Raw genomic sequence first — 16,434 nt, forward strand, 5'->3', positions numbered from 1 at the left:
CCGCTTCTCGTTTGCCTTATTTGCGCCAATGTGCGCTATCTGTGGATATAAATCATCCGCAGATTACGCAGATTTACACAGATTAAAGACAAAGCATCCGCGGATCAGCTGTCCGCCCGAATACCCCGCAGCATGATGATGCCGCCCAGGTTACGCGTGTCGGCGCGCATGCGGGTGCGCAGGCCTTCGGCCGTGGAGGGCGCCGGCTGCCAGCCCACCGTGATCAGGCGCTGGCGCGTGTCGCCCGTCTTGAGCGCGTCTATCACCGCCGCGCCCAGCTTGTCGCGCACCGCGGCAGGCAGCGAGGCCGGGCCGGCCAGCGCGGTGAAGAGCTCCATGTCCGCGCCCATGATGCCCACCTCGCGCAGCGTCGGCAGCTCGGGCGCCAGCATGCTGCGCTGCTCCGAGGTCACGCCTATGACCTTCATCTTGCCGGCCTTGACCTGCTGCATCGCCAGGCCAGGCGGCAGCAGCGCCGCCTGCAGCTGGCCGCCCAGCATGGCCGTGATGATCTGCGGGTTGCCGGGGTAGGGCACATGCATCACGCCCAGGCCGCCGCTGCGGCTTTTGATCAGCTCCATGCCCAGGTGGCCCGGCGTGCCCGCGCCCGGCGAGCCGTAGTTGGCCTTGTCGCCCTGGTTGCGCAGCCAGGTCAGCCACTCCTGCGGCGTGCTGCCCTGCGCGAAATTGCTCACCACCATCACCATGGGTGTCGTGCCTATCAGCGCGATGGGCGCCAGGTCCACGGCGGGGTCGTAAGGCGCCATCGGGTTCAGCAGCTTGGCGATGGTCAGCTGGCTGTTGTTCATCACGCCAAAGGTGTGCATGTCGGTCGCCTTGGCCACCTGGTCGGCCGCGATGATGCCCGAGGCGCCGGCCTTGTTCTCCACAATCACCGGCTGGCCCAGGGTTTTTGACAGCTGCTCGCTGATGGAGCGCGCCGACAAATCCTGCACCGATCCCGGCGGAAAGCCTATCAAGAGGCGTATCGGTTTGGTCGGCCATTCGATGGCCACCGGTGCCGCGGCGGCAGGCTTTGCGGCCGCGGGCTTGGCGAGGGCCAGCTTGCCGCTGGCCGCGTTGCCTTGGGAGGAGTTGGCCTGGGCCCAGGCGCCGGACGATGCCGCCGCCAGCAAAGCCGCCTGGGTGACTGCCTGGGTGATGGCCAGCGCGCGCCGTGAGAGAAGTCGTGTCATGAAAAGCCCTCTGTTGGAGTGAAAAAACTGACCGCTGTGGGACTCATGACCAGACAAGTGATGGCAACTGCCGCGCCCCGGCATGCCCGCATGGCCGTGCCCGCAGCCAATGCTGCGGGCCCGTCCACCGCTCCCCCTCTTGCTGTCGATCCCGCCCCTGTGATGCGAACCATTGTGTTGAGCCGCCCGTGTAACGGTCAACCTGTTAGCCCTGACAGGGTTTGGCGGCAAAAGAGGTGTGGGCGGGGAGGGCGGGCGTGATGAGACGCTATGTATACAGACGAAATGCCGGCCGGGGCGGCCGGTGTCAGGAATGACAGTGGCTAGTTGGGCCGCGGCCGGGTTGTGGCGTGTTTGTCACGCGCGCAACCGCGAAGTGTGATGCCGGTTTTGGTGCACCCTAAGCCATTGGTTTGCCCACCGCCCGCGGCATGAAGAACTAAGGCTTAGCGCCCGACAATCGCCTTCCAGTGCCTCGGCTCCACCGGCGTGATCGACAGCCGGTTGCCCTTGCGCAGGATGATGAGATCCTCGAGTTCGGGCCGCGCGCGCAGCTCGGGCAAGGTGATGTTGGGAATCTTCTTCACGACCTGCACATCGACCAGCAGCCAGCGCGGCTCCTCGCGTTTGGACTTGGGATCGTAGTAGGGCGACTTGGCATCGAACTGTGTAGGGTCAGGGTAGGCCGTCGACGCCACACGCGCGATGCCCACAATGCCGGGCTCCGCGCAGCTCGAGTGATAAAACAGCACGCCATCCCCGACCTTCATCCCGTCACGCATGAAGTTGCGCGCCTGGTAGTTGCGAACGCCAACCCAGGGGACCGTCGAGTTTTTCGCCGCGAGCGCGTCATCGACCGAGCATTCTTCGGGTTCGGATTTCATGAGCCAGTAGGTTGTCATGGGGTTGCGATGCCAATGATTTAAATGCCGAAAGGCAAGGGCGCCTACCTACTGGATGCAAGCGAAAGCGGACCGCACCTGTTTGGCTTTATTGTAAATGTGTCGCTGCAGTAAGAATGTCATTGGCGACGATCTTGCGTCAGAACACCGCATGTCAGCCTAGATTGACATCCTACATTTGGAGGAGGACGAGAAGTTCGTGAAAAGCAATACTGCAACTGGTTCATACTTGGTCGTCATTGCATCTGCTAGCACGGAAGAGGTCATTACCGACCTTCTTCAAAATATTATTCTTCGGCCGATGCTTTAAGTGTCTTCCGTTTCAATCGGAAGTGAGATGCGCATGACCGTCCATTGGATCCAGCCTTGATCCGTGTTAATTCGATCAATACCTGAACCAACTACTCGAATTCTTTGCAGTGGGGATGCTTAAATGCGAACGGTCTACGCCACTACTCTCGAAATAAAAGATTCGGCCGAAATACCGACTGCGTTGGATTATGTAGGTAGGTGGATTCACGATTGGTACCGTCGTGAACGGGTGCCTATCAATGTTGCGGATAACCTAGCTACCGGGGATCTCTCAATGGAGCCCATGGAGGGGCATCGACTCTCGATTCGGCACCATACCGCGGCCGGTGACCCACGTTCCAGGCTGGCGGATATTGTTTGGGCGTATCCCGATCAATATGATCCGAGTTTGGGTTGGGTTGTATCGATTGCAGCAATTAATGAGCCAAGCGGTTTGACTCTGTCACTTGATCTTGCAGTAACCGGCCTCCAATTGATGTTTGCGCCAGCAAATATCAAACTTGGCTCTCCTCGGGTTATACGTGATATCTCTCGATTGCGTTCAGTGCGGATCGCAGGGCACCCCTACAACGTGACGCCCGAGGTCATCGGTGCAGAGGAGGTCGAAGCATTGGTTTCTGAGTTGAATGACCCGTCTCGACCTTTTCCCATCGTCCTCGTTTCCAGAGGCCTGCTGGACGATCGGCCTTTGGTTGACACTTCAAATTTGGCAGAGCGGCTCGCAGGGGTAGCAAAAGTTTATGAGCTGGCTGACAAATGGGCCTCTTTTCGTCTCACTGAATTGCTAACTAACCCGCTATCTTGCTTCGGCGGAGCGGTGCGCTTGTATTGGCCTCGATTTAGCAATACCTCGGATCCGTTTCTCCATCCTCTATGGATGCCTTGGCAGTTTAAAGGTGCTTCGTCCGAGCGAACGCTTTCCGAACTTGTAAATCTCACCCTTGACGCTGCGGCGTTCAGGCATATTGAGCCTCCAGCAATTTCGCGACTGCGACAACTGTCGGCCCGTGAGCAACGTGAGGCCAATCGTGCTGACAGTAGTACCTCAACAGACCAATTGTTAGAAGACTTGGTTTCTGTGGAGAGTCAGCTTAAGGATCTCCAACAGGCTCATGCTGCTCTTTCTCAGGAAAACGAAATACTTCGGGGCAATGCAATGGCGCTTGCGGCGCATTTTGGCCGTTCAAATTCAACCGCTCAATCTGAGGTTGTTGTGGAGGATGACACCATAGCAATGGAGGAAGCTCCCAAATCAGTCTCGGACGCGGTAAGGCTTGTTGAGGAGCGTGCGAAGTTCATCACATTCATTGAGTCGGCCCAATCTTCCGCCGCCGAATCACCGTTTCGTCATCCAGACCGGGCATATCAAGCGCTTATGGCAATCGAGGAGGTTACCGCCATCTGGGCTAGTGGAATCAATACGGGAAAGTCCATCGGATCGATGCGAGATTTGTTTAAGAAGCGCGGATTCGAGTATGCGGACGATGTTTCGCAAACTTCAAAGGGGAAGTGGGGTAACGAATATGTAGCGCATCACAAAGGGCGAGAACTCGATATTTCACCGCACATCACCATCGGCGCGAAGCAAGCTGACTCATGCTTATCTGTTCACTGGGCATGGGACAGAGACGAGCTAAAAGCGGTGATAGCACACGTTGGGCGTCATAAAACCAATACTAAGACGTAGGCATAAATCCTTCCTCCGGCAGCCTGTGCAGGGCCGTTTCATTACCCTGACGTGCCGTTTGCTTAAGCTGCGAACTCGAAATGAACTCAATTCAACAGGTTTTTCATCTCCCTTATTTTGAGGATCTGACACGCCTTGCCGTCTTTCGTTGTAAGAGAATTCACGCCTCCTACGGGCGAAACATTCAGGATCTACCCAAAGGTAAGACTTCTTGGTGGAAGCTTAAGAGCGGGCAGACATTTGGTGGCGTCGTTATTCTTTTGGATGCGGCGGATCCCAATCTCGTAGAAGTGTGGGCGGGACGTTCTTTAGGTCCGAACTCAGGCCGCCTGCAACCGACGAATGCCGAAGGCCGCTGGGCTTTGCGTGTTGAGGATGCATTCCAGCTCCTGGGGGTGATTGCACTGAAGCAGGTGAAGTTGTTTCTAGGCAAACAGCCTGGCAATGGCGTGACCTATATTGACCGTATCCCCATTCCCACACAACAGACTTCATCTCGTCCTAAGGTGCTGGAGAATAAGGAGCGCGGGTTCAGAGAGGAATTTTCCGGAGATCGAGCAACTATCACTCCGGGGTGCTACACCCCAAACTCAATTCATGGACGGACTATCAGGGCTTTTTACCAATGGCTATGCACCAAAGGATATAAGGATCTGGACAACAAAGCGGGCTTGTGGGACATGCACGGGTTCGCCCCGGATGGGGCGGCGCACTTGTTCGAACTGAAAACTAACGCAGATACCACTAGTGTCTACACCGCGCTGGGACAACTCCTGTTATATGAACTGACTGTGGGGGCAAGCCGAAAAATAATGGTGCTTCCTGACTCGCCGCAGAGTAGGGCAGCTTGGAGCACCAAGCTCAAGCAGTTGAACATCGGGTTGATAAGTTTTGCTGAGCAAAGGGGCCGCTACGAATTTTTTGAAATTCTTCAGTAGCCTCGCATGTGCATGGGGTTGATGGCATCCGAATCTCGCCGGCGGCTGGCATCGTGTCAAGTCAAGTAAGGATTCAACGGAATCCCGCCACCATTGCTGGTCCGGCCCTAGCTTGAAGATCGCAGAATGCGAATGGAGTGCGTTGGGTGTCTCAGTGCTGATCCGGCCCACATAGCCAACGATCTAGCATTTGCGCAGGTTGTCGCCTTAGACCAAAGCCTCAGGGAAATTCCTGTTTGACAGCGCAGAACTTCTTGAATAAAGTCATTAACAAATAAGTTAATAATTAAACAAGAAGCAAATGGCCGCCTCCCTCGACAAAATCTTTGAAGCCCTCGCCTCGGGTCCCAGGCGCCAGATCCTGGCCTACCTGACCGAGAAAGAGCTCAGTACCACTGAGCTGGCTGAGCGCTTTGCCATGAGCACGCCGGCGATTTCGCGCCATCTCTCGGTGCTGGAAAACGCCGGCCTGGTGAGCAGCGAGCGCAGCGGCCAGTTTGTGCTCTACAAGCTCAACGGCGACAGCCTGGTCAACAGCCTCACGGGCTACGCCTTTGAACTCTGTCCGGTCGCGCGGCCCCTGAAGCGGGAGCGCGCCCCGGCGAAAACACAAAAGGCCAAGTAAGTAGCAAAAGCAAAAACAGGAGAGAGGGACTCATGCTGAATCTCACGCAGGTAGTTGAAACGTTTCCATCGGTTCGCATTCCATCCGAATCGGGCGGCCTGGCCGTCGAGGTGTCCTTGATCGCGCAGATAGGCCATGGCGCCGGCAACCATCTGTTTGCCAGCGTGGCCTCCCGGCAGCGGCAGCACAGCGCCTTTGTCGACGAACTCGATGAGCCCTCGGCCAAGCTGGGCGGCACCGATTTCTCCAAAGGCGACGCCACCTCGCTGTACTCGTTTGTGGTGGGCCCCAAAGGCCATCCATTTCATCGTCATGCGGGCCACCGCATCTTCACGGCGGTGTCGGGTAGCGGCGGGGCGCAGCTGCGGTTTTCGAGCGCGTCGGAGCAGCAAATCCATGAAGACCCGCACAACTTCATGCGCGCGCTGCGTTTTGTGAACATACCGCCGGACTGCCTGTTCACCGTGCGCTTCGGCGGTGAGACCTGGCATCAGTTCGCGCCGCTTTCGCGCAACTCCCTGCATCCGGTGTTTTTTGCGCTGTCTTGCCATACCAATGAGCTGGGCGGCAATTTGCCGGAGGCCCTGAAAGAAAAAGTGCTGAGCAACGAGGCCAGCATCCCGGCGTTGACGGAGTTGTTGCCCGATGCGGTGAAGGCGCTGCTTCAGGCCAAGGACTTCAAGGCCGATGCCGTGCCGACTACGACCTTGTCACTCGACGCCCCACCCGGGACCTTCCATCGTGTGGTCTGCAATACCGTGCGCAGCGGCGCGGGCGTGATGCGCGGCCTGTGGGGTTCGTGGAAAGGGGCCTCAGGCTTTCTGTCGCATGGTGGCTCCGCCCGAAGCGTGAAAGAGCTCAGCAGCCCGCCGGCCGATTCCTTGCTGCTGGAGCAGTTGAGCGGCTTGCGCATCCACCATGAAGACACTTTTCGCTTGCGCGTGACCGGCACCAACTTCGGGAACACCAGTGCCACGAACCTGCTGGCCGCGGTACTCGAGGGTTTTATGCTTAACGCACCCAGCGGAGTGTCCAACCTGATGGCGCTGCGCAACGTGCTGGTCAAGCCCCTGGGCCTGCGTACATCGCCCTTGGGTTGCCCGGTTTCATCCCTGTTGTCGCCGGACACCAGCAACCTGTTTGCGAACCGTTATCCGGTGCTGGATCAGAGCACCAACGCCGCCGACAGCAAGGCGCAGGTCATCCTGGGCGCCAACGACAAACATTTGCTGTTCAGGTCTTGCGTCAGCGTGGAAATCGTCGACAAGCACCATGTGGATGTGATGCTGGGCACGCGGGTCCATTGCAAGAATTTCTTTGGCCGCTTTTACATGGCTGCGATTGACTATGTGCATCGCCATTACGTCACGCCCACCATGCTGCGGCTGGCGGTGGAATATGCGGTGGTGCAGGAAAAAGAGTCGCCTGCACCCACCAAACTGGTGACGGCTTAAGGTGCCATCGTCCGGTCGCTGACGACCTATTGCAACGCTAGCGCTTTGTCATCCACGCGGCCATGGTGTCGCACAGTTCCTCGCGCACCTGCGCATCGGTGCGGCCTGAACGTACCAGCACATGGAAGGCGTGGTCGGCACCCTCCACGACATGCAGGCCTGCCTTGTTGCCGAGCTTTGCCGTGGTCTGCTTGATCAGGTCCAGGTCGGCGAGGCCATCGCGTGTGCCTTGCAGAAAAAGCATGGGCAGCTTGACGCCCACCAGGTGCGCGGCGCGTTCGGTAGAAGGCTTGCCGGCCGGGTGCAGTGGAAAGCCCAGCAGCACAAGGCCCTTCAGGCCGGGCAAGGGCTCAGCCGCCTGCACCTGCGTGCTCATGCGCCCACCGTAGGACTTGCCGCCGGCAAACAGCGGAACACCAGGCATATGCCGCGCCGCTTCTCCGACCGCTGCCCGAACCGCCGCATGCGCCACGGCGGGGGAGTCCGGGCGTTTCGAGCCTTGCTCCATGAACGGAAAATTGAAGCGCAAGCTGGCGATGCCGCGTTCCGCGAGACCCTGGGCGATGGCCTCCATGAAGGCGTGCTTCATGCCCGCGCCGGCGCCATGGGCAAACACATAACAAGCCTTGGCGCTGGCGGGCGTCTGCAGCAGGCCGGAAATGGTGCCGCCCGACGCGAGCGCAATGGTCAGTGGAGTGGGGTGTGTCGGCATCAAGGGGAAGGGTGCTGGATGGTGCCGTCCCGGTCAGTGCGCAAGATCGGCCACCAGCTTGTCCGCCGCCTGAACCGCCTCCTCGCGCGTGGGCCAGGTCCTGTCGGTATCGTGCAGGGGGGCCAGCGATTCAACATGGACAACATCGATATACCAGGGGCCGTCAGGGAAATGGCACAGCCTGGCCATGTAGTGCCTGCCGTTGGCGACGCCGGGGACGTATTCCTCGATCGGTTCTGGTTCTTCTTCGGGTACTTCCGGGTTCATTGCTTTCTTTCCAAATCCTGATTATCCGTAAGCCACCCAGCTAATCCTTGAGATCCACCTTGAGCGCCGCGAGTTTTTTGGCGTAAGCATCCCTGCGTTTTGCCGCTTTTTCCGCGGTCTCGACGGCCATCTGGATCGCCTTGGGGCCTTTGGTGGCAACTGTTTTGATCAATCCGAATTTGTGGGCAGCCTCTGCCTGCGCCTTCCTGTACGTGGCGATGAGCTCGGCATGGGCAATGGGTGAATTCACGGGGTACTTCTTGACGGGCTCTATCGGGAAACCACAAAACCAGTCGTCGCCGGCCGGCCCGGCAGCTGCAGTTGGGTCGAGACTTCGGGCGTCTGCGCCAGCAGTGTTCCCTTCTTCCACACCTTGAGCCGATTCGCCCGCAAACGAATCGCCTCCACAGCATCCCGCGCCTGCAGCAGCACAAAACTCGCATCGCAGCCCACCTCCAGGCCGTAGCCCTGCAGGTGCATGACCTTGGCGGCATTGACCGTCACCGCGTCAAAACACTGGCGTATGCCTTTCTGGCTGGTCATCTGCGCCACATGCAGGCCCATGTGGGCGACTTCCAGCATGTCGCCCGAGCCCATGCCGTACCAGGGGTCCATCACGCAGTCGTGGCCGAAGGCGACATTCACGCCGGCGGCCATGAGTTCGGGTACGCGGGTCATGCCGCGGCGTTTGGGATATGTGTCGTGGCGGCCTTGCAGGGTGATGTTGATCAGGGGGTTGGCAATGACACTGACACCGGACTCGGCGATCAGGGGCAGCAGCTTGGAGACGTAGTAGTTGTCCATGCTGTGCATGGAGGTGCAGTGGCTGCCATTGGCGCGGCCTTGCAGGCCCAGGCGCTGCGCCTCAAACGCCAGGGTTTCGATATGGCGTGACAGCGGGTCGTCGGATTCGTCGCAATGCATGTCGACCAGCAGGCCGCGCTCGGCGGCGATCTCGCAGAGCAGCCTGACGCTGGCCGCGCCCTCGGCCATGGTGCGTTCAAAGTGCGGGATGCCGCCCACCACTTCCACACCCTTGTTCAGCGCGCGTTTCAGGTTGTCGACACCGCCTTTTGTGCGCAGCACGCCGTCCTGCGGGAAGGCGACCAGTTGCAGGTCTATATAGGGCGCGACCTGTTTTTTGACTTCGAGCAGTGCGTCTACCGCCAGCAGGCTGGGGTCGCTGGTATCGACGTGGCTGCGTATGGCCAGAAGGCCCTTGGCGACGGCCCAGTCGCAGTAGGCGAGGGCGCGTTCCATGAGGGCCTCGGCCGTCAGCAGCGGCTTGAGCTCACCCCACAGCGCAATGCCTTCGAGCAGCGTGCCGCTTTCATTGACGCGCGGCAGGCCGTAGCTCAGCGTGGCGTCCATGTGGAAGTGGGGGTCGACAAAGGGCGGGCTGAGCAGGTAGCCGCCGGCGTCGACTGTTTCGCGGGCCGGTGCCTGCAGGCCGGCTTCGACGGCCGTGATCTTGCCCATTTGCACGGCGATGGAGATGCCGGTGCGGCCGTCGGGCAGGGCGGCGTTGGTGATGAGAAGGTCTAGCATGGCGTGGCCTTTCAGCTGCGGTGTTGCTGCGGGTCCGCGGACCAGCGCGCGCGGGGCAGGCGGTAGATGCAGCAGCGCCGTTCAGGGCTGTCCGCGGGGTAAGCCCAGTGGTCGAACTCGTCGCCAGGGCTTTCCTGCATGCCCAGGCGCTGCATGACGGCGCGCGAGCGGGTGTTGCGCAGCGTTGTCATCGCGACAATCTCCTGCAGGCCCAGGGACTCGAAGCCGGCGCGCAAGGACAGGCGTGCCGCCTCGGTCGCCAGGCCCAGGCCCCAGAAGCGCTGCGCCAGCCGCCAGCCGACTTCCACGCAGGGGCCGAAAGGCAGTTCCGGGTCGGGAATATGGAGGCCGGTAAAGCCCGCGAATTGCGGCGCCGCTGCGCCTTCGGCCAGGTAGTCCATGGCCCAGAAGCCCCAGCCGCGCTCCTCGATCTTGCGGCTCATGCGGTCTATCCAGGCGTCGCTCTGCGCGCGGCTGAGCGGCGCCGGGAAGTGGCGCATGACCTCGGTATCGGCCGTCATGGCGGCAAAGGGCTCGCGGTCGGCGTCCGTCCAAGGGCGCAGCCGCAGGCGCGGGCTGGCCAGCAGGGCCGGCGCGATGACGGTGGCATTGCCGGGGGCCCAGGCAATGGGCTCGGCTTCCAGGCCACCGGCCAGGGCCTCCTGCAGGAGCTGGCGTTCGGCCTGTTTACGGGCGGTTTTTTCATTGAGGAAAGCCGGGTCTGTGCTTTCTGTTTGGCGGCTGCGCATCAGCGCTCTCCCTTGCGATAAGGTTTCATCAGCGCCTGAGGATACGCCGCCTTGCGTGCCACCAGCACCAGCGCGAGTATGGAGAGCAGGTAGGGCAGCATCAAATACACCTGGTAAGGCACGTTGACCAGGCCGGACGTCTGCAGGCGCAGCTGCAGCGCATCAAAAAACGCGAACAGCAAGGCACCCAGCAAGGCCTTGCCGGGCCGCCAGGAGGCGAACACCACCAGCGCCACACAGACCCAGCCGCGGCCGTTGACCATGTTAAAGAAAAAGGCGTTAAAGGCCGAGAGCGTGAGGAAGGCGCCGGCCACACCCATCAGGGCCGAGCCGGCGACGATGGCGGCCGTGCGTGTGGCCGCGACCGAAACACCCTGGCCTTCGGCGGCCTGCGGGTTCTCGCCGACCATGCGTATCGCCAGGCCGGCCGGCGTGCGGTACAGCAGCCAGGCGACCAGCGGCACCAGGGCCAGGGCCAGCAAGGTGAGCGGGGTTTGCGCGGCCAGCACGCTCAAACCCGTGCCGTCCAGCCAGTGCATGGGCGCAAACGGCGTGACGGTGGGCGGCGTGTCGACCTTGGGGAAACTCACGCGGTAGCCGTAATAGCTCAGCGAAGTCGCGAGCAGGGTAATGCCCAGGCCGGCGACATGCTGCGACAGCGCCAGGCCCACGGTCAGGAAGGCGTGCAGCAGGCCGAATACCGCGCCGGTCAGCGCGGCCACCACCACGCCCAGCCACAGCGGTGCGCCGCCATAGACGGCCAGCCAGCCGCTGAAAGCACCCGCGACCATGATGCCTTCGATGCCGAGGTTGAGCACACCGGCGCGCTCGCAGAGCAGCACGCCCAGGGTGCCCAGGATGAGCGGCGTGGCGATTCTCAGGACGGCAATCCAGAAGGGAGCGGCGGTGAGGACATCCAGCAGTTCAGTCATGGCTTGCGCCCCCACACCAGCTTGTATTGCGTCATCAAGGTCGCGACCAGCACCGAAATCAAGGAAGCCGCCACAATCACATCGGCAATATAGGTCGGCACACCGACCGCGCGGCTCATGGTGTCGGCACCTACCAGCACCCCGGCCACAAACACCGCGGCGGCGACCACTCCCAGGGGGTTGAGGGCGGCCAGCATGGCAATCACGATGCCGGTGTAGCCATAGCCGGGCGACATGTCCAGGGTGACATAGCTGGTGCGGCCGGCCACCTCGATGGCGCCGGCCAGGCCGGCCAGCGCGCCCGAGAGCAGGGCGACCAGCACCACGGTGCGCGTGACGGGCACACCGGCAAAGGCCGCGGCCCGGGTGTTGGCACCCATGGCGCGTATGTCAAAACCCAGCACCGTGTACTTGAGCAAAGCCCACAGCGCGACGGCGAGGCCCAGGGCCCAGAACAGGCCGGTGTGTATGCGGGTCTGTTCAACCAGTTTGGACAGCTCCAGCTCGCCCAGCAGCGCCACGCTTTGCGGCCAGCCCATGGCGGTCGGGTCTTTCATGGGGCCGTCCAGCATGGCCGAAACAAACAGCAGCATCACAAAATTGAGCAGCAAAGTGGTGACGACCTCGTCGACGCCCAGCCGCGCCTTGAGGAGCGCCGGCCCGAGCAACAGCAGGGCGCCGGCCAGCGCGGCTGCCAGCAGCATAAGGCCGAACAGCAGCCAGACGGGCAGCCCAAAACCCGTGCCGCCATGCAGGCCGCCCACGGCCACGGCGGCCAGCGCGCCGGCATACAGCTGGCCCTCGGCGCCTATGTTGAAGAGCCGCGCCTTGAAGGCCACGGTGGCGGCCAGGCCGGTCAGGATCAGCGGGATGGCGCGGGTCAGGGTTTCGCTGAGCGCAAAGACCGAACCAAAGCCGCCCTTGAACAGCAGGCTGTAGGTCTGCCCCAGCGGCGCGCCGGCCCACAGCACCAGCAGCGCGCTGACCAGCAGGGTGAAGGCGATGGCCGCGATAGGGGCCAGCAGCAGGGCGACTTTGGAGGTTTCGGTGCGTTTCTCCAACCTCATGGCTGTGCCTCGTGGGCGGCTTGGGCGCCCGCCATGGCCAGGCCTATGGCCTCTCGCGTCCAGGCTTCGCCGGGCAAGGCCTCGGTGAGCCGTCCCGCGTGCATCACGGCCACACGGTCGCCCAGCGCGATGACTTCGTCGAGGTCGTCGGAGATCACCAGCACGGCCGCGCCGGCATCGCGCGCGGCAATCAGCTGCTGCTGCACATAGGCGACTGCGCCTATGTCCAGGCCCCAGGTCGGCTGGTGGGCAATGATGAGCCGGGGTGGCTGCGCTGTGGCTTCGGTTGTGGGAGAAACCAGCGCCCGCCCGAGGATCAGCTTTTGCATATTGCCGCCCGAGAGGGACCTGGCCGCCGTCTGCGGCCCGCCGCCGCGCACGTCAAACTCGCGCACAATGCGCGCCGCATGGGCTTGCGCGGCCTGGCGTTTGACCCACAGCGCTTTGGAAAACGCCGGGCTGCGCAGGCGTTCCGATACGGCGTTTTCCCAGACGCAAAGGTCGCTGACCACACCCACGCCATGCCGGTCTTCGGGGATGCGCGCCACGCCTTGGGAAACCAGCCAGGCGGGCGAGGCTTTTAAAGGTTGGCCCTGCAAGGTCACCGTGCCCCGGCTGGCCTGGCGCATGCCGCACAGCAGCTCGGCCAGCGCGAGCTGGCCGTTGCCCGAGACACCGGCAATCGCGACGATTTCACCGGCCTTGAGCTGCAGCGAGACGCCGTCCAGCCGGTCGCGGCCGGCGTCGGCCGTGCTGACGGCATCCAGCGTGCAGACCGCCGCGCCCGTGGCCGGCGCGGGCCGGCGCTGCGTGGCCGCGACGGCATGGCCCACCATCCATTGCGCAAGCTGGGCCTGGCTGGTGCCGGCGGCCGGCGCCTGGGCCACCAGCTTGCCGGCGCGCAGCACGGCCACGCGCTGCGAGACACGCAGCACCTCGGCCAGCTTGTGGCTGATAAAGATGATGGACAGGCCCTGGGCCACCATCTGGCCCAGGGTGGCGAACAGCGCCTCGCTTTCCTGCGGCGTCAGCACGGCCGTGGGTTCGTCGAGGATCAGGATGCGCGCGCCGCGGTACAAGGCCTTGAGGATCTCGACGCGCTGGCGCTCGCCGACCGAGAGGCTGCCGACCTTTGCGTCGGGTGCGACCGGCAGGCCAAAGCGCTGCGCCACCTCCAGCAATTTGGCGCGCGCGGCGCCGCGGCGCGAAAACAGCTGCCACAGCGGCTCGCTGCCCATCATCACGTTGTCGAGCACGCTGAGGTTGTCGGCCAGCGTGAAATGCTGGTGCACCATGCCTATGCCGGCCTCGAGCGCCGCGCGCGGGTTGCCGGGCGGCAGCGGCTTGCCGAAGATTTCTATGCGGCCTTCGTCGGCCGTGTAGTGGCCGAACAAAATGGACACCAGCGTGGACTTGCCGGCGCCGTTCTCGCCCAGCAGCGCGAGGATTTCGCCGGCCTGCAAGTCCAGCGAAATCGCGTCATTGGCAAGCAGCGGACCGAAGCGTTTGCTGATGTTGGCAAGGCGCAGCACCGGCGGCTGGGTGTTCTCAGCCGAGGGATGTCCAGTGGTCATGCCGGTCACGCCGCTCCTGGCGGTAGTTGGTGATTTCCAGACGGAGGCCATCGGGGTCGCTGAAGAAGGTCGCCCAGTAGTCCGGTGCGTATTCGCCGTGCTGGTGCGGCTCGCTGGCGTTGATGCCTGAGGCCTGCAGCAGCCGGGCGCATTCGACCACGTCTTCGACCGTGTCCACGCGCAGGCAAAAGTGGTGAAGGCCGGGCGAGTAGGGGTCGTGCGCGGCTTGGGAGCGGGCCGGCCGCAGGACATAACCGAAGTAGCGGTTGAAATACTGGATGTGCGGGTCACCGCCAATCGTGAAGGTGTTTTTGCGGCAGCGGAGCACCGTCAGCATGAGTTTGTCGTAGAACGCTTCCGACGCTGCCATGTCGCTCACGGCGATGTAGATGTGGTCGATCCCGGTGAGTTCGGGCATGCTATTTCCAGGCTGCGAGAAATGCCAGCAGCACTTTTGCCGAATTGTCGGCGGCGATACCCATAAAGGTCACCATCTCATTGGCGCCTTCGCCGCCGCCGGCCAGGTCGCTGAGGGAGCGGAAGGCGATATAGGGCACGTTGTTGCTGTAGGCCACCATGCCGACGGCGGCGGTTTCCATGTCCAGCACATTGGCGCCAAAAGTCTTGAAGGCGTATTCGCGGAAGGCGGCGTTGTCGACAAAGGCCTGGCCGGAGACGCCGTTGCCGCCGACCCGGAGCTGCGGCTTGTGTGTCAGGCAGACGCCGGCCTTGCAGGACTCCAGCGCGAGGGGCCCCAGGCCGCGCGCCGTTTCCAGCATCCTGGGGTCGACGGTGAACCAGAACTTGCGCACCGGCGCCGGGCTGGCGGCGGTGCGGGTTTCGACGGGGCGCGGGTGCAGCATGCCGAAGGGCGCCAGGGTCTGGGCTTCCATGCGCGGCGGGATGGTGTAGCGGCCGGGCGCGGTTTCGCGCGCCATCAGCACCTCGAGGTACTGGCCCCACTGGGCCGGCACGCTGACGTCGCCTATGTGCAGGCTGGGATCCACGCCGCCGGCAATGCCGCTGAAGACGATGCTCTGGATGTTGAAGCGGTCCAGCACCAGCTGGGTGTTCATGGACGCATTGACCATGCTGATGCCCGAGAGGAACAGCACGACCGGTTTGCCCTGCAGGGTGCCGGTGCTGAATTCGACGCCGTTGATCCGATGCCGCGCCGGGGTTTGCAGCTGCCGCAGCAGCAGGGTGAGTTCGGGCTCGAAGGCCGAGATCACCGCGATGCGCGGGGTGTCGTCCAGCCGGACCGGCGTGCCGGTGGTGGCGCAGCCGGCCAGGCCGAGGGCCAGCAGCCCGGCGATGGCAAAAGCCGCCAGCCGGGACGGGAGCATGCGCCGCAGGCAAACAAGGACATGCATACGGCGCTACTCCAGAGCTCGGGCTTATTTGGTGCTGGACTTGGGCTGGCTGTCGTCGACCTTGACGCTGTATTTGCCGTCGAGGATGTCTTTTTCCTTGGCCTTGACCTTGGTGACGATGGCGGCGGGGACTTTCTTCTCGAAAGTGCCCAGCGGCGCGAGTTCGGAGCCCTTGTGCTTCATCATCGAATACGGGCCGTAGTCCTCGGCCGTGAACTTGCCTTCCTTGACGAGCTTGATGGCGCGGTCAATGCTGGGCTCCATATTCCACAGCGCCGAGGCGACCACGGTGTCGGGGTATTTGTCCTGGGTGTTGATGACGTTGCCGATGGCCAGCTTGCCTTTTTCCTTGGCCGCGTCACTCACGCCAAAGCGCTCGGCGTACATCACGTCGGCGCCTTTGTCGATCATGGCGAAGGCGGCTTCCTTGGCCTTGGGCGGGTCAAACCAGCTGTTGATGAAACTCACGCTGAACTCGACCTTGGGATTGGTTTCTTTCGCGCCGGCCATAAAGGCGTTCATCAGGCGGTTGACCTCGGGAATCGGGAAGCCGCCCACCATGCCTATCTTGTTGCTCTTGGTCACGCCGCCGGCAATCATGCCCGTCAGGTAGGCCGGCTCCTGGATGTAGTTGTCGAACACCGAGAAGTTGGGCGCCTGCGGCTTGCCCGACGAGCCCATCAGGAAAGAGACCTTGGGGAAGTCCTTGGCGACCTTGCGGGCCGCGGCCTCGACGGCAAAGGCCTCGCCGACGATCAGCGTGTTGCCGGCGGTGGCGTACTCGCGCATCACGCGCTCGTAGTCGGCGTTGGAGACGTTCTCGGTGGCCTTGTATTCAATCTCGCCGCGCGCCTCGGCGGCTTTGAGCGCCTTGTGCAGGCGGCTGACCCATTGCTGCTCGAACGGCACGGTATAGAGCGCGGCAACCTTGATCTTGGCCTGGGCGAACGCCAGGCCGGGCAGGGCGATGGCGGCCGCGGTGGCGAGCAGGACGAGTTGGCGGCGCTTGAAACGGGCAGCTTGAAACATGGGACTCTCCGGGTTGGTGGGTTCAGGAAAAACAGCGGCAAAAAATCAAGAGATCACCGGCCTCCGCTT

General features: G+C 62.4%; 17 protein-coding genes. 4 read left to right on the forward strand and 13 right to left on the reverse strand.

What is annotated here, in order from left to right; translation table 11 throughout:
• Positions 1–104 precede the first annotated feature (104 nt).
• The gene (locus tag ACEN9P_RS22575) at positions 105–1,196 is read right to left on the reverse strand and encodes a Bug family tripartite tricarboxylate transporter substrate binding protein (protein WP_495620522.1); all 1,092 of its coding nucleotides are present in this window, start codon (positions 1,194–1,196) and stop codon (positions 105–107) included.
• A gap of 446 nt (positions 1,197–1,642) precedes the next feature.
• Positions 1,643–2,098, reverse strand: a complete 456-nt coding sequence (locus ACEN9P_RS22580; RefSeq protein WP_495620523.1) for an EVE domain-containing protein — start codon at positions 2,096–2,098, stop codon at positions 1,643–1,645.
• A 433-nt stretch (positions 2,099–2,531) separates the two neighbouring features.
• On the opposite strand from ACEN9P_RS22580, the gene ACEN9P_RS22585 reads away from it, so the two are divergent.
• The 4 genes from ACEN9P_RS22585 to ACEN9P_RS22600 all read left to right on the forward strand — a co-directional run bounded on the left by ACEN9P_RS22585 (position 2,532) and on the right by ACEN9P_RS22600 (position 7,114).
• Positions 2,532–4,097 (forward strand): hypothetical protein, encoded by a 1,566-nt coding sequence (locus ACEN9P_RS22585; RefSeq protein ID WP_495620524.1) that lies wholly within the window; start codon positions 2,532–2,534, stop codon positions 4,095–4,097.
• 80 nt (positions 4,098–4,177) lie between these two features.
• Complete coding sequence (locus tag ACEN9P_RS22590) at positions 4,178–5,035, forward strand: hypothetical protein (RefSeq protein WP_495620525.1); 858 nt, start codon at positions 4,178–4,180, stop codon at positions 5,033–5,035.
• 301 nt (positions 5,036–5,336) lie between these two features.
• Positions 5,337–5,660, forward strand: a complete 324-nt coding sequence (locus tag ACEN9P_RS22595) for a metalloregulator ArsR/SmtB family transcription factor (protein WP_477714543.1) — start codon at positions 5,337–5,339, stop codon at positions 5,658–5,660.
• 32 nt (positions 5,661–5,692) lie between these two features.
• Entirely contained in the window at positions 5,693–7,114 is a 1,422-nt protein-coding gene (locus tag ACEN9P_RS22600; RefSeq protein WP_495620526.1) for a DUF2867 domain-containing protein, read from the forward strand.
• A gap of 37 nt (positions 7,115–7,151) precedes the next feature.
• Here the strand turns inward: ACEN9P_RS22600 and ACEN9P_RS22605 are convergent, their stop codons facing one another.
• Genes ACEN9P_RS22605 through ACEN9P_RS22655 form a run of 11 tightly spaced genes read right to left on the reverse strand, consistent with a single transcriptional unit; the run spans position 7,152 to position 16,365 of the window.
• Positions 7,152–7,826 carry an alpha/beta hydrolase family protein gene (locus ACEN9P_RS22605; RefSeq protein WP_495620527.1) on the reverse strand — a complete coding sequence of 225 codons (675 nt, stop codon included), beginning with the start codon at positions 7,824–7,826 and terminating at the stop codon, positions 7,152–7,154.
• A gap of 33 nt (positions 7,827–7,859) precedes the next feature.
• Positions 7,860–8,093, reverse strand: coding sequence for a hypothetical protein (locus ACEN9P_RS22610; protein WP_495620528.1), 234 nt, complete (start codon positions 8,091–8,093; stop codon positions 7,860–7,862).
• Between the two features lie 40 nt (positions 8,094–8,133).
• A complete protein-coding gene (locus ACEN9P_RS22615) occupies positions 8,134–8,343 on the reverse strand; it encodes a hypothetical protein (protein WP_495620529.1) in 210 nt (69 codons plus the stop codon).
• 20 nt (positions 8,344–8,363) lie between these two features.
• Positions 8,364–9,641 carry an amidohydrolase family protein gene (locus ACEN9P_RS22620; protein ID WP_495620530.1) on the reverse strand — a complete coding sequence of 426 codons (1,278 nt, stop codon included), beginning with the start codon at positions 9,639–9,641 and terminating at the stop codon, positions 8,364–8,366.
• An 11-nt stretch (positions 9,642–9,652) separates the two neighbouring features.
• Entirely contained in the window at positions 9,653–10,390 is a 738-nt protein-coding gene (locus ACEN9P_RS22625) for a GNAT family N-acetyltransferase (protein ID WP_495620531.1), read from the reverse strand.
• Entirely contained in the window at positions 10,390–11,322 is a 933-nt protein-coding gene (locus tag ACEN9P_RS22630; protein ID WP_495620532.1) for an ABC transporter permease, read from the reverse strand. The genes ACEN9P_RS22625 and ACEN9P_RS22630 overlap by 1 nt, the downstream gene beginning before the upstream one ends.
• Positions 11,319–12,389 (reverse strand): ABC transporter permease, encoded by a 1,071-nt coding sequence (locus tag ACEN9P_RS22635; protein ID WP_495620533.1) that lies wholly within the window; start codon positions 12,387–12,389, stop codon positions 11,319–11,321. Before ACEN9P_RS22635 ends, ACEN9P_RS22630 begins: the two co-directional genes overlap by 4 nt.
• A complete protein-coding gene (locus ACEN9P_RS22640) occupies positions 12,386–13,963 on the reverse strand; it encodes an ABC transporter ATP-binding protein (RefSeq protein ID WP_495620534.1) in 1,578 nt (525 codons plus the stop codon). The genes ACEN9P_RS22635 and ACEN9P_RS22640 overlap by 4 nt, the downstream gene beginning before the upstream one ends.
• A complete protein-coding gene (locus ACEN9P_RS22645) occupies positions 13,938–14,381 on the reverse strand; it encodes a VOC family protein (RefSeq protein ID WP_477714532.1) in 444 nt (147 codons plus the stop codon). Before ACEN9P_RS22645 ends, ACEN9P_RS22640 begins: the two co-directional genes overlap by 26 nt.
• Before the next feature lies 1 nt (position 14,382).
• Positions 14,383–15,336 (reverse strand): 5'-methylthioadenosine/S-adenosylhomocysteine nucleosidase, encoded by a 954-nt coding sequence (locus ACEN9P_RS22650; RefSeq protein ID WP_495620535.1) that lies wholly within the window; start codon positions 15,334–15,336, stop codon positions 14,383–14,385.
• Positions 15,337–15,360: 24 nt separating this feature from the next.
• Positions 15,361–16,365, reverse strand: coding sequence for a BMP family protein (locus ACEN9P_RS22655; RefSeq protein WP_495620536.1), 1,005 nt, complete (start codon positions 16,363–16,365; stop codon positions 15,361–15,363).
• Between the last annotated feature and the right edge of the window lie 69 nt (positions 16,366–16,434).

Source organism: Polaromonas sp. Polasp52 (assembly GCF_059491565.1).